Source organism: Caballeronia sp. ATUFL_M2_KS44, assembly GCF_023630965.1.
GTDB lineage: Bacteria > Pseudomonadota > Gammaproteobacteria > Burkholderiales > Burkholderiaceae > Caballeronia > Caballeronia concitans.
In genome coordinates, this window is sequence record NZ_JALQEA010000057.1 from 194,989 (window position 1) to 208,543 (window position 13,555).

The 13,555-nt window shown below is 67.3% G+C and carries 11 protein-coding genes; all 11 read right to left on the minus strand.

The features are described from left to right. Positions 1 to 18: 18 nt before the first annotated feature. Genes tagH through NCR39_RS24655 form a run of 11 tightly spaced genes read right to left on the minus strand, consistent with a single transcriptional unit; the run spans position 19 to position 13,546 of the window. Entirely contained in the window at positions 19 to 1,338 is a 1,320-nt protein-coding gene (gene tagH, locus NCR39_RS24605; protein ID WP_250454707.1) for a type VI secretion system-associated FHA domain protein TagH, read from the minus strand. 20 nt (positions 1,339 to 1,358) lie between these two features. Continuing rightward, on the minus strand, positions 1,359 to 3,365 hold the full coding sequence (locus tag NCR39_RS24610; RefSeq protein WP_250454709.1) for a type VI secretion system Vgr family protein: 2,007 nt from the start codon (positions 3,363 to 3,365) through the stop codon (positions 1,359 to 1,361). A 10-nt stretch (positions 3,366 to 3,375) separates the two neighbouring features. Beyond that, positions 3,376 to 3,765, minus strand: a complete 390-nt coding sequence (locus NCR39_RS24615; protein WP_250454711.1) for a DUF4280 domain-containing protein — start codon at positions 3,763 to 3,765, stop codon at positions 3,376 to 3,378. 34 nt (positions 3,766 to 3,799) lie between these two features. Continuing rightward, a complete protein-coding gene (gene tssH / locus NCR39_RS24620; RefSeq protein ID WP_250454713.1) occupies positions 3,800 to 6,415 on the minus strand; it encodes a type VI secretion system ATPase TssH in 2,616 nt (871 codons plus the stop codon). Continuing rightward, positions 6,408 to 7,454: a type VI secretion system baseplate subunit TssG gene (gene tssG / locus NCR39_RS24625; RefSeq protein WP_250454715.1), complete on the minus strand. Its 1,047-nt coding sequence runs from the start codon at positions 7,452 to 7,454 to the stop codon at positions 6,408 to 6,410. The genes tssH and tssG overlap by 8 nt, the downstream gene beginning before the upstream one ends. After that, on the minus strand, positions 7,439 to 9,346 hold the full coding sequence (tssF, locus tag NCR39_RS24630) for a type VI secretion system baseplate subunit TssF (RefSeq protein ID WP_250454717.1): 1,908 nt from the start codon (positions 9,344 to 9,346) through the stop codon (positions 7,439 to 7,441). The genes tssG and tssF overlap by 16 nt, the downstream gene beginning before the upstream one ends. Next, positions 9,343 to 9,864, minus strand: a complete 522-nt coding sequence (gene tssE / locus NCR39_RS24635) for a type VI secretion system baseplate subunit TssE (protein WP_250454719.1) — start codon at positions 9,862 to 9,864, stop codon at positions 9,343 to 9,345. Before tssE ends, tssF begins: the two co-directional genes overlap by 4 nt. A 32-nt stretch (positions 9,865 to 9,896) precedes the next feature. Next, on the minus strand, positions 9,897 to 11,357 hold the full coding sequence (gene tssC / locus NCR39_RS24640; RefSeq protein WP_087128788.1) for a type VI secretion system contractile sheath large subunit: 1,461 nt from the start codon (positions 11,355 to 11,357) through the stop codon (positions 9,897 to 9,899). Positions 11,358 to 11,403: 46 nt separating this feature from the next. Then, on the minus strand, positions 11,404 to 11,931 hold the full coding sequence (tssB, locus tag NCR39_RS24645; protein ID WP_250454721.1) for a type VI secretion system contractile sheath small subunit: 528 nt from the start codon (positions 11,929 to 11,931) through the stop codon (positions 11,404 to 11,406). 32 nt (positions 11,932 to 11,963) lie between these two features. Further along, positions 11,964 to 13,019: a type VI secretion system protein TssA gene (gene tssA / locus NCR39_RS24650; protein WP_250454723.1), complete on the minus strand. Its 1,056-nt coding sequence runs from the start codon at positions 13,017 to 13,019 to the stop codon at positions 11,964 to 11,966. A 41-nt stretch (positions 13,020 to 13,060) separates the two neighbouring features. Further along, positions 13,061 to 13,546 (minus strand): Hcp family type VI secretion system effector, encoded by a 486-nt coding sequence (locus NCR39_RS24655; protein WP_250454726.1) that lies wholly within the window; start codon positions 13,544 to 13,546, stop codon positions 13,061 to 13,063. Between the last annotated feature and the right edge of the window lie 9 nt (positions 13,547 to 13,555).

A 13,555-nucleotide genomic window follows, 5' to 3' on the forward strand; every position in this document is an offset into this window, starting at 1 on the left:
GTCGCCTCGCGCGTGGATTCAGAGTGAAGAAGCAAGCGGCTTCGCATCGGCGAAACCGCTCGCCTGCCGCTCGTATGCGTCGTTGAAAGCGCTGCCGGACAGCGCCTGGAGATCGTCGGCGCTCGCGCGCGTCAGTTCGGCGTGCAGCGCGACGAGACGATCCCACTGGCGCGCCTTGCGGCACGCGGGCAGCCAGTCGAGCCAGCCGCGTTGCGTGCCGGACGCCGCTATCGTCCGCGGATCGAAACGCCCGAGCAGATGCTGCATCGCCGCGCGCGTGCCCGCGAGGACCGCGAGTTCGTGACGGCGGATATCGTCGAAGGCGCCTTCCAGCGCGGTCTGCGCGGGCAGATAGCCTGTGCTCGCGCCGCGCAGCATTTGCGCGAGCGCGCCGTCGCCGTCGGGAAAGAACTTGAGCGGATTGTTGTCGCGCTGGACGAGCATGGTCGTGTCGAGGCTGATCTCGCGCTTCAAGACCGAGCGCGACAGCAGCACGTCCACCACGCCGCGCACCGCCGTGCGCAGCATCGCGCCCGCGAGACGCGCGACCTCGGCGGCGTCGCGGGCGCCGAGCGCGGCGGCATCGACGCCCATGCCGTCGAGCAGCGCCGCATAGGCCGATTCGGCGATGGCGTCGTTCGCGGCGGCGCTCGTGCAAGGCGCGAACGCGATGTCGCCGAGCGGATCGTAGTCGTGCGGAATGCCGACTGCGGGCGCATGCGCCGCCGCACGGACGGGCGGCACGTAAGCGATCTGCTCGGGCGGCACGTGATCGCTCTGCGATCCGGCGAACGCCGCGTGGCCGTCCAACCGATGCGGCGCGTCATGCGCGCAGCCGAAGGCCGCGTCGAGCGGATCGAAGCGCGGCCCCGCCAGCGGCGAATCGGCCAGCACCGCCGCGCAGGCGAGCGGATCGTGCGCGAGCGCTGCGGCAACGCCTTCATCGGTCGCCGCGTGCAAAGGATCGAAACCGCGCTGGTCGTGCACGCCGAGCGGCGCGTCGAAGGCTTCGGCGGGCGCGCGCGTCATCGTCCGCACGCCGAGCCGATAGCCGCCGATCTCCAGCACGTCGCCATCCGCGAGCGGCGCGCGCTGGCCGGCCGCGAGCGGACGTCCGCCGACGCGGCTCGGATTGCTGCCGAGATCCGCGAGCCGCCAGCCGTCCTCCGTCCAGTCGATCCGCGCATGCACGCGCGACACGGTTTTCGCCGCATCCGGCAGCACCATCGCGTTGCCGGGGCCGCGCCCGATGGTGCCGCCCGCCGTGCCGAACCGGCTCGCGAGCGGCGCATCCGGCGCGCTGCCCTGATAGCTCTCCACCGTGAGCGTGAGATACATGGAGTCTCCTTCGTGTCCGTTCATCTGGAACCGTCGTCGGCCTGGCGCGGCGCATCGGGCGCATCGGGCGACGCGCTCGCCGCCCCCGCCCCGCCGCCTGCACCGCCGCAGTTGATCTGCACGACCACGCCGTCGATCGACACCGGCCCGGCCGCGCTGATCGCGATACCGGACGGTCCGAGCACGATGGTGTTGCCGCCCGCCTTGAGCGTGAGCGTCGCGCCGGCCTCGATGGTGACGTTGGCCCCGCCCTTCACATCGACGTTAACACCCGCCCCCACCGAAATATTCGCCCCGCTTTTGTGTTGCGTATCGCCGCCGACATCGAGGGAAAATTTGCCGCCGATGTGCGTGCGCTGGCTGCCCTGCACCGCGTCGCTGCGATTGCCGCCGCAGCGCGCGAAGTCGTCCTTCTCTACGATGACATGCCGCTCGTTGCCAATCCGCGTGAGCGCGTCGTGCTTGACCCAGGTTTCCAGATCGCGCTCGGCGTGAAAGAACAACTGTTCGGCATTCTTCGTATCGTCGAAACGCATTTCGTTGAAGCCGTTGCCGCCTTTCGTCGAATTGCTCTTGATCGTGGTCCGCGCCATCTTCGCGGGCAGTTCGTAAGGCACGGTCTGCGCCGCGTTGTAGACGCTGCCGATCACGAGCGGCTGGTCCGGGTCGCCTTCGATGAAATGCACGAGCACTTCCTGTCCGATGCGCGGCAGAAAGAACGCGCCGTAGCCCTTGCCCGCCCACGGCTGCGCGACGCGCACCCAGCAGCGTTGCAGCGACTCGCGCGACGCATCGGGCGCGAGCTGTTCCCAATGAAACTGCACCTTGATGCGGCCGTATTTGTCGGTATGAATCTCTTCGCCTTTCGGCCCGACGACGACCGCCGTCTGCGGCCCCGCGACGCTTGCACGCGGCGTGCTGCGCGCGGCGCGAAATCCGGCGTCTCGCGGCAGCGCCGTGAAAGCGCAATCGAAAACGGGCGGACGGTCGCGCGCATCCAACGAAGAAAGATAGGCATCCGAACTGATTTCGTATTCAGCCGAGACGACGAGATATTCGCCGTCATGCTGCGCGAGCGGATGATCGCTCAACTGCACGATGCCGCCCGGCCAGATGGCGCGCGCGGTCGTGCGTGCGTTCACGAAGACATTGGCCGCCTGATGCGCCTCGACATGCGCGCGCGCAAGACGCTCGGCGTCCTCGTGGCGCGTGTAGCCCGGCGCGTGCTCCTGCATGGCGTAGACGGCTTCATCGAAACGCTTCACGCGATGCGCACGCGCCACAAGCCCTTGCTGCGCCGATTGCGACGGCTTCTCGAAGTCATAGTCGTTGATCTCGACGATGCCCGTCGCCACTTCGCCGCCCGTGGACCACGCGTAGACCCACTCGTGTTCGTGCGGCGCGCCGGTCTGCGCGCGAAACGGCAGCGCCTTGCAATGCGGCGTCGCGTCGTGAACCTGCGAGGAATCCGTGAGAATCAAACGATGCTTGCCGCCCCGATGCTCGAAGTAGTAGTAAATGCCTTCGCGCTCGGCGAGCCGGCTCACGAAATCGAAATCCGTCTCGCGATACTGCGCGCAATGTTCGAGAGCCGGATACGCCGCCGAGCACGTGTTCTCGAAGTCGATGTGATAGTCCGCGAGCACGCTGCCGATGATCGCGGGCACGCTCATCTGATGAAAGAAACGGCAGTGCGACGCGCGCGTGAGCAGCCACAGGCGCGGGCGCACCGTCGCGCGATACATCGCCGGGAGATTGGGCTGCGTGCTCGCGGGCCGCGCCAGCTCGAACGCCGTGACGATGCCGTTGTACTCGCGCGTGCCGCCGGAAGGAATGGCAAGCGACAGCGAGAAGTCGCTGCCGAGCATCTTCGCGATATCGGCATTCGAGCGCTCCGCGAGCAGTTCGATATCCCATTGCGCGAGACGTCCCAGTTCCTCGCGCCCGCGCATGCGGTAGAGCACGAGCGCGTTCTTGCCGAGCGCGCAGGTCACCTGCGCGATGCGATCGGTATCGGTGAGCATCATCGCGGCCTCGTTAGGGAATCTGCGTTTCGCGCGTCGCCGGATCGACGATCGTCACCACGCCGCCCCAGTTGCAGACGCACTTGGAGACGTTGTCGAGCGACGGCTCGTTGCCGAGCAGCACCGTGACCGCGCCGGGCACCCACGGGGTCAGCGTCGCGGGCACGCAGGGCATCGGCGTCGGCGTGCCCAACGCGGCGGCCGTGGCCGCGGCGACTTCCGGATTCGCCTGCGACGTGCACATGCCGAACGGCATGATGTTCACGAGCGGCTCGTGATCCATGATGTTCGCGGCGATCGATCCTTCGCAGCGCACGCGGTTGACGGGCAGCACGACGAGCGCGGACGGCGTCACGCCGAACGAGCATTGCAACGTCGCGCCCATGACGACTTGTTGTGGCATGGCTGGCTCCTGAATCGAACACTCAGTCGAACGCTCAATCGAACGAATAGGTGAAGTCGCCGTCGCTCACGCCGACTTCGACTTTCTCCACGCTGCGGCCATCGACGAGACGGCTCAAAAACTCCGTGCTCACGCGCGGCAGCACGGTGTTGGTCAGGATCGCGTCGATCATGCGGCCGCCGCTCGCGCGTTCCGTGCAGCGCCGCGCGATCTGGCCGACCACCGCGTCGTCATACACGAAACTCACGCGATGCCGCTCGCCGATGCGCCGCCCGATGCGCGCGAGTTGCAGGCGGATGATCGCATCGAGCATCGCTGCGTCTAGCGGGTAATACGGGATCACCGCGACGCGCCCCAGCAGCGCCGGCGGAAACGCTTCGAGCAGCGGTTCGCGCAACGCCCGCGCGATGTCTTCCGGCGACGGCGCTTCATGTCTGCCGCCGCACAGATGCGTGATGAGTTCGGTGCCGACGTTCGTCGTGAGCAGGATCAGCGTGTTGGAAAAGTCGATCTCGCGGCCTTCGCCGTCTTCCATGCGGCCTTTATCGAAGACCTGAAAGAAGAGCTTGTGCACGTCCGGATGCGCCTTCTCGAATTCGTCGAGCAGCACGACGCTGTATGGACGGCGACGCACCGCCTCGGTCAGCACGCCGCCCTCGCCATAGCCCACATATCCCGGCGGCGCGCCCTTCAAGAGCGAGACCGTATGCGCTTCCTGATACTCGCTCATGTTCACGGTGATGACGTTGTCCTCGCCGCCATACAGCGCCTCGGCGAGCGCGAGCGCGGTTTCCGTCTTGCCGACGCCGGAAGTGCCCGCCAGCATGAACACGCCGACCGGCTTGCAGGGATCGTCGAGGCCGGCGCGCGCGGTCTGCACGCGTCGCGCGATCATCTTCATCGCGTGATCCTGTCCGACGATGCGCCGATTCAGCGTCTCGGCCAGATCGAGCACGCTCGCGGCTTCGTCGCGCACCATGCGGCCGACGGGAATGCCGGTCCAGTCCTGCACCACCGATGCGACCGCGTGCGCATCCACGCCCGGCAAAATCAGCGGCGCTTCGCCCTGGCGTTGCGCGAGTTCGCCGGTCAGCGTCTTGAGGTCCGCGAGCGTGACGGACTCGCCGCCTTCTTCGATAACCCGCCGCGCCGCGAGAATGCGGCCGACGAGCGCGCGTTCCGCTTCCCAGCGCGCGGTCAGATCGGCGAGGCGCGAACGCTCGGCGTCGAGCCGCGCGGCGACATCGGCGGCGCGTTCTGTCGTATCGATGCCGAGCGCCGCTTCGCGCGCCACGATCTCGCTTTCGGTCGTCCACGTCTCGATGCGCCGCTTCGCATCGTCGAGGGCGGGCGGCAGCGCCTGCTGGCTCACCGCGACGCGCGCGCAGGCGGTGTCGAGCAGGCTCACGGCCTTGTCCGGCAACTGGCGCGCCGGAATGAAGCGATGCGACAGCTTGACCGCCGCCTCCAGCGCCTCGTCGAGCACCTGCACGCCGTGATGCCGCTCCATCTTGCGCACGAGGCCGCGCATCATCGCGATCGCGCCCGCTTCCGTCGGCTCCGGCACCTTGACCACCTGAAAGCGCCGCGTGAGCGCCGGGTCCTGCTCGATGTGCTTCTTGTATTCCACCCACGTCGTCGCCGCGATGGTCCGCAGCGTGCCGCGTGCGAGCGCGGGCTTGAGCAGGTTGGCCGCGTCGCCGGTGCCCGCCGCGCCGCCCGCGCCGACGAGCGTGTGCGCCTCGTCGATGAAAAGAATCACCGGATTCTCCGACGCCTGCACCGCTTCGATCACCTGCTTCAGGCGGTTCTCGAATTCGCCCTTCACGCTCGCGCCCGCCTGCAGCAGACCGACATCGAGCGTGCGCACGACGGCGTCGCGCAACGCGGGCGGCACGTCTCCCGCGACGACGCGCTGCGCGAAGCCTTCCACCACCGCCGTCTTGCCGACGCCCGCCTCGCCCGTGAGGATCGGGTTGTTCTGCCGGCGGCGCATGAGAATGTCGATGACCTGGCGAATCTCCATGTCGCGCCCGACGATAGGATCGAGCTTGCCTTCGCGCGCCTCGGCGGTCAGATCGACGGTGTAGCGGGCGAGCGCATCGTTCTGCGCGAGCGGCGCGGCGGCCTTTTCCGCGGCTTCCGCGGCCTCGGGGACAGCCGAAGCGTGCGCTTCGGGCGAACCGGCGAGCAGCGCGTCGAAGCGGGCGGAGAGCGCATCGAAACTGATCTTCTCGAACTGCCGCGACAGCGCGTAAAGCGCATTGCGCAGGTTCGGCGTGCGCAACATGCCGATCACGAGATGCCCCGTGCGCACCTTCGCCGCATTGAACATGAGCGAGCCGAAGACCCAGCCGCGCTCGACGGCTTCGTCGACTTGCGCGGAGATATCGGAAACGGACGTCGCGCCGCGCGGCAGGCGATCGAGCGCGGCGGTGAGATCGCGTTCGAGCGCGGTTTCGTCCAGCTCGAAATGGCGCACGAGGCGGCGCACATCCGAATCCGCCGCGACCAGAATCTGATGCATCCAGTGCGCCAGTTCGACATACGGATTGCCGCGCAGCTTGCAGAACGCGGCGCCGTTTTCGATCGCACGATAGGCAAGCGGATCGAGCTTGCCGAACAACGCCATGCGGCTGATTTCAGTCATGATGAATCTCCTTGCCTGGGGTTGGCTTCTGGCCCGTTTTCGCCTGCCCGGCGATCACGACCCGATGGTTGTCATGGACCGGCGCGCCGCTCGTGAGCCACGTGTTCCAGCCGAGACGCGCGCCGCTCTTCGCATTCGCCTGCAGACGCAGCAGCGGCACTTCATCGCGCGTGAGATGCAGCGCCACGTCCCAGTCGAGCGGATCGCGCACGTAGTTGCGGACCCAGTCGGCGAGCTTCGCGAGGCTCGCGCCGCCCGGCAGAAAGCGCGTGAAATCGGCATGACCGAGCGGCCCGATCACGATGCGGAACTTGTGCTGGCAGTCCCACACGCGCGTGCCGACGACCGTCGATACGCCGAGCCGCGCGCCGCCGAGACACGTGCGCGCGTCTTCCGGCAGCGTGATCCAGTGGCCGCGCCACGGTTCGATCGACACCTTCACGCCGAAGAAGCGCGCGAGAATCAGCCGCAGCCCGTCGGCGTGGCGCGTCGGCGCGGCAAGCACGCCCGCGAAATGACGCTTGGCGGAATCGGGGACGGCGTCGCGACCGGCGAGCGCGGGCGCGCCCAGACCGAACAGGCTGCCCACGTAATCCGCGAAACGATCGTCGTGCGGACGGTCCGCGCTCACGACCGGCTGCGCATCCGCCCATGCGCGATAGAACAGCGAGAGCATCCGGTGATGGAACACGTCGAGAAAGCGCGCGAGCGTCGGATCGTTCGCGTGGCGCACGCGCTCGCGCACATACGCGGTCAGATGCGTCGGCAGCGGGCCGTTCGGTCCGAGCAGGCCGAGAAAATTCACCGCGAGCCGGCCGGGCTTGCCGTCCTCGCCGGAGACGTAATCGCCGAGCGTCGTCGGATGAAAGATCAGTTCCGGGTCTTGCGAGAGCCGCACGGCGTCGTCGCGCGCGGAAAGCGACCGGCCGAGACGCGGACGCTCGCCATGCGCCTGCTCGATCAGCCGCAGCGCCTGAAAGAAGTCGAAGCGGCGGGCGTCGCGCGCGAGCATGCCGTCGATGGTCAGAGCGTCGCGCATCGTCCGGTCCTCGCTGGCCACTGCATGATCGGGCCGCGCGCGAGCGTCGCGACGGCGGTCTCGGTGAACGAATTGATCGACACGTACTGCGCGAAGAACCGCGCGAGCACCGCGCCGAGCAGGAAGGCGCTCGCGCCTTCGAACGCGGCGTCGTCGAAATGCAGCGCGATCGCGAGGCCGCGCCCGTAGACGATCGGCCCCGGCGACGGCAGCCGCCGCACGACCGGCGCGCACGACACCGAGCGCAGCCCTTCCACCTGGCGATGCGCGGCGGCATCGCCGGCGGGACAGTAGAGCGCGAGCAGTTCGCGCAGCGCGCGTGCGCCTTCGTGCTCGTTGGCATCGACGAGCGACGCGTAGTTGAGCGAAAGATGGTCGAGCAGCCGCCACGCCGCCGGGCCTTCCGCGAACGAAGGCAGCGGCCGGCTCGGGCCCGCGACGCAGCGCACGGCGGTGACGGGCGCTTCGGTCTCCAGCGTGAAGTCGGTCGATCCCGCGCCGACGGGCATCGACAGCGGCAGATCGCGATTCGTGCACCACGCGCTGATGCCGAGCTGACGCACGTCGCCGCGCTCGGGCGCGCTAGCGGCATCGACCAGCGCGATGAACGCTTCGCTGCCGAGGTAGCTGCTGCGCGCGCCGTTCTGCTGCTGCCGCACCGACGCGCGCCGCGACTCGCGCCGCAGTTGATAGAACGCGCCGCCTTCGCCCGGCATGTCGAGATCCTTCGCGCAATGGAACGGCCGATACTGCTTCTGCGCATCCGCGCCCGCGCCGTAGCCGGTGACTTCGTCGATCTGATGGATTTCGTAGTCCATCGGACGCGTGCGATCGACGACGACGTGATATTCGAACTCCGTCTCCGACAGCGCGACGCGGTCGGTGCGCCGGCGAAACAGGTTGATGGCAGGCGTGCAATCGAGCGCGAAGTTCGATGCATCGACGCTGCGTTCGAGCGATGCATCGGCCCGATCTAGCAGGATCACGATCTCCGCTTCCCGCCCGCGGCAATGACGCAACGCGTCGCGCAAGCCGTTCAGTTCGACGAACATGAAGCGCGGCGCGAACGCGAAATACTCCTGCAGCAGCCGGTAGCCATCGAACGATTGCCGGCCGACCGGCAACAGCGCCTCGTCTTCGGCGAAACCGAGCGGCCGCAGCGCGGTCTTCGGCAACACGGCGAGCGTCGTGGAAGCGCTCGCGCCGTTGCTCGTGCCATTGCCCGGCTGCATCACCGCGACGCCGACGCAATGCGCGAGCAGGCGTTCGTGCAGCTTCGACGGCAGACCGTCCGGGCCGCGCAAATAGAGCGCGAGCGTGTCGAGCGAAAGCCGGTCGAAGCCGAGCGAGCCGGTCGCGCGCAGCCGCAGGCGCAGTCCCGCCTTGACGTTCGCGGGCAACGCCGGCGATTGCGCGCCGAGCGCGCCCGCATGCGTGAAGAACTTCGCCTGCGCGATCTCGACGGGCCACAGCGTGACCGCATGCGCGGTGCGAAATTCGCAGCGCGTCGACGCGGACTTGTCGAGCATGCCGCGCAGCGCGGTATGACGCGGCACGACGATGCCATCGGCGCTTCCCGCGAGTTGCGGATTCGCGTGATCGGACTGAAGCTGCACGACCGCCATCGACGGCGTCGGCGCGAGATAGTGCGGATACGCCAGCTCCAGCAGATGCTGCGTGAAGCGCGGGAACTCGGCGTCGAGCTTCATCTGCACGCGCGCGGCGAGAAAGCCGAAGCCTTCCAAGAGCCGCTCGACATACGGGTCCGCGCATTCGACGCCATCCAGCGCGAGCCGTCCGGCGATCTTCGGGAACGCGGCGGCGAATTCGCCGCCCATCTCGCGCACGTGCTGAAGCTCCTGGCTGTAGTACTTGAGGAAGGCGGGGTTCATGCTGACTGCTCCATCGCCGATGCGTCCGACACGCGCACCTCGCCCGCTTCGAGATCCAGTTCCGTGCGCAGGAACAGGCGTTCGGGATACGGCTGCGACCACATGTCCGCCTCGATCTCGAAGCGGATGACGTGGCCGCCGCGTGCGCCTTTCGCGTCGTCGATCGCGGTCACGCGCACCGATTCGCGCGCGAGACGCGGCTCGAACGCCCACAGCGCATCGCGAATCAGGCGCTCCAGCGCACCCGATGCGAGCGCGGCGACGTCGCGGCCCGCGAGATCCGGCAGGCCGTAGTTGAGCACCGACGTCGCCACATGCGGCAGATTCGCCGCGTCCGTTCCATTCCCGAGACCGCTCGCGTTCAGCAGCCAGCCGATATCGCGTTGCACGCTCTCGCGCAGCGCACGCGCCGAGATCACGCGACGCTCGCGGGATTCGTGACGCGCTTGCGGTTCGAAATCGGTCAGGCGATCCAGCAACGAAGGCTGCAGGCGGTCGCGGGCGGAAGGTTCGGACATGGCGGCTCCTTTGTGCACGGAATGGTTGGATTTCACGCGGCCTTCGCCGTCGGCAGCTTCGACACGAGCCGCAGCGACACCGTCAGACCTTCCAACTGATAGTGCGGACGCAGGAAGAATTTCGACGTGTAGTAGCCCGGATTGCCCGCCACTTCTTCCACGATGACCTGCGCATCGGCGAGCGGCTTGCGCGCCTTGGTGTCGTCGGAGGAATGCGTGGGATCGCCGTCGACGTATTGCAGAATCCAGTTCTGCAGCCAGCGCTCCATGTCGTCGCGTTCCTTGAACGAGCCGAGCTTGTCGCGCACGATGCACTTCAGGTAGTGCGCGAAGCGGCAGCACGCGAACAGATACGGCAGCCGCGCGGCGAGATTCGCGTTGGCGGTGGCGTCCGGGTCTTCGTATTCAGCCGGCTTGTGCAGCGATTGCGCGCCGATGAAGGCCGCGAAGTCCGAGTTCTTCTTGTGCACGAGCGGCATGAAGCCGTTGCGGGCCAGTTCCGCCTCGCGCCGGTCGCTGATCGCGATCTCGGTCGGGCATTTCATGTCGACGCCGCCGTCGTCCGTCGGGAATGCATGCACGGGCAACCCCTCGACCGCGCCGCCCGACTCGACGCCGCGAATGCGCGAGCACCAGCCGAACGTCTTGAACGAGCGCGTGATGTTCGCCGCCATTGCATACGATGCGTTCGCCCACGCGTACTTGCTGCTGTTCGCGCCCGCCGTGTCTTCCTCGAAGTCGAATGCTTCGACCGGATCGGACTTCGCGCCGTAGGGTGCGCGCGCGAGAAAGCGCGGCATCGCGAGACCGATGTAGCGCGAGTCCTCCGAATCGCGCAGCGAGCGCCACGCGGCATGCTCGGGCGTCTGGAATATCTTGGTGAGATCACGCGGATTCGCGAGTTCCTGCCACGATTCCATCAGAAGCGCAGCCGGGTCCGCACCCGCGATGAACGGCGCGTGCGCCGCCGCCGCGATCTTCGCGATCTGCGTGAGCAGGTCCACATCCGGGCCGCTGTGATCGAAGTAGTAATCCGCGACGAGCGCGCCGTAAGGCTCGCCGCCGAACTGGCCGTACTCCTCCTCGTAGAGCTTCTTGAAGAGCGGGCTTTGATCCCACGCGACCCCGCGATACTTCTTCAGCGTCTTGTGCAGTTCCGGCTTGGAGATGTTCAGCACGCGGATCTTGAGCGATTCGTCGGTCTCCGTGTTGTTCACGAGGTAATGCAGGCCGCGCCATGCGCTTTCGACTTTCTGGAACGGCTCGCTATGCAGGATCAGGTTGATCTGCCCGGTGAGCGTCCGGTCGATCTGCGCGATGAGCGCTTCGATGGTCGCGAGGACATCGCCGGAAATCACGCCGGTGTCGCGCAATGCCTGCTCCGCGAGCGTGCGCACCGCGTTCTCCACGGCGTCGCGGGCATGATCGGACTTCGGCTTGAATTCCTTTTGCAGCAGCGTGGAGAAGTCGTCGAGTTCGGGCGCCGCGTCCATGACGGCGGGGCTGCGCTGTGGCTGGATGCTGAGATCGTTCATCGCGTCATGCTCCGGTGTGGGGTTGATCGGCGTCGTCGTTCGGACGCGGCTGGGCGGCGAGCGCTTTCATCAGCGCGGGCTCTTCCAGCAGGCGCGCGATCAGTGCTTCGGCGCCGGTCTTGCCGTCCATGTAGGTCATGAGGTTCGCCAGTTGCGTGCGCGCTTCCAGCAGTTGCCGCAGCGGTTCGACCTTGCGGGCGATCGCGGCGGGCGTGAAGTCGTCCATGCTCTCGAACGTGAGGTCGACCGCGACGTTGCCGTCGCCTGTCAGCGTGTTCGGCACTTGCACCGCGACGCGCGGCTTCATCGACTTGAGACGCTCGTCGAAGTTGTCCACGTCGATTTCGAGAAACTTCCGCTCGGCGGCGGGCGCGAGCGGCTCGGCGGGCTGTCCCGAGAGATCCGCGAGCACGCCCATCACGAAGGGCAAGTTGACCTTCTTTTCCGAGCCGTAAACCTCGACGTCGTATTCGATCTGCACGCGCGGCGCACGATTGCGCGCAATGAATTTCTGACTGCTTTCCTTGGCCATGATGTCCATTCCTTTGCTTGTGTTCGGGACCGTCAGACGACCCCGCCCAGATGCCTGAATTGATGTGCGCCATCCGGCGCGACGTCCTCGATGATTTCGATGAAGCTCTTGCCGACCAGTCTCCGCGCGCGTTGCAATAGCACCGGCAACGGGCTCGACGGTTCGCATTCGGCGTAGTACGCGCAGATCGCGTCGAGCGCTTCGCTCACGTCGCGCGCGCTCGCGATGCGCCGGGGCGTGGCGGGTCCGGCCGCGGCGGCGCGATGCGTCGCCGGACCGGAACCCGCGCCCTCTTCACTGCTGCCGGTCTCCGTCGCACTGCTCCTTTCCCCCGTAGCCGGCTCCAGCACGCCGACCCGCGCCGCGACGAACTCGCCGATACGTCCGAGCGGCCGGGCGAGCGAGCCGAAATCGAGCGCGCGCGACGGCCCCACGCGAGCGGTCAGCGTGCTCTCGATATTCGCGAGCGATGCCCTCGCCGACGCGAGCGCCTCGTCCATCGCCCGCGCTTCGCTCATGCCTGCCTGCGCGAAGGCGGCATCGATGGCCGCGAACGTCGGCATCTCGTCGCCATCGGCAAGCGGCGCTTCGCCCGACATCACATCGAGTTCGCGCAGCGAGAACCCACGCTGGCCGCGCGGCGCGACGAAGGGCACGTCGCGCAGTTCGCCCACGAGTCCCGCGTCGTCGATGAGCGCCGAGAGCGCGTTGACCCGCGCGGTCGGATCGTCGCCGTCGTTGGCGTCGAGTTGCGGATGCACGCCGCTCCAGTGCAGATCGAGCAGCCCTTCGATCAGCGCCAAGCCGCGCGCGAGTCCTGCGAAACCCTCGCGAACCGTGCTCGAACGCGTGTAATGCACCGCCACGCGCAGATCGCGCGTGCGTTCCAGCAGGGTCATCGAGAGCGCGTGGGCGAGCGTCCAGTCGGGCGGCGTGGCGGCGATCACGGTGCCGCCGTACTGGGCGTCGGGCTTGCCGGCGATCGCCTCTTCCAGCGACCGGAAATCGGCGCTGTACTCTTCGTCCTCGCCGCACGGACGATCCGGCGTGAGGTCGGCGAGCCAGGCTGCGATATCTGCGCGATTCATGGTGAGGTCCGTGAGAGGCGTGGGTTAGTCCGTGAGGCGGCTCATTCCGACTTGTTCTTCGGGATGTTCCACTTGCCCGTCACCACGCCGCCCTTCTTCGCGCCGGTGTTGTCCTGCGGCTGATACTCCATGTTGAATTGCGCGAAATTGAGCGTGATGGTCTCGGAGATCTGATCGCCGCCGCCCGCGCCCATCGAATGGCTGCTGATGAGCACTTCCTTGAGCGTGATCTTCAGATACTCGACCGGGTCCTTGCCGCCCGCCTTGCGTAGCGTGAGCACGGCCTCGGGCATGTGCACGCCCTGGCAGCACGACTGCACGATGGTGGGCGAGCTTTTGTCGACGTACTTGCTGATCGAAAGGTCCTGCACCGCCGCCGTCCCGGTGCCGCCGCCCGTGCCGCTGTGCATCGTGCCGGTCTGGGCGCATCCCCACGACCAGCTGAATACCTCGATCTCTTCGGCGTGACCCGCCGCCAGAGATTCACCCTTGATATCGCCCAGCTTGAGAAACATGTCGAAAGCCATTTCAGTCTC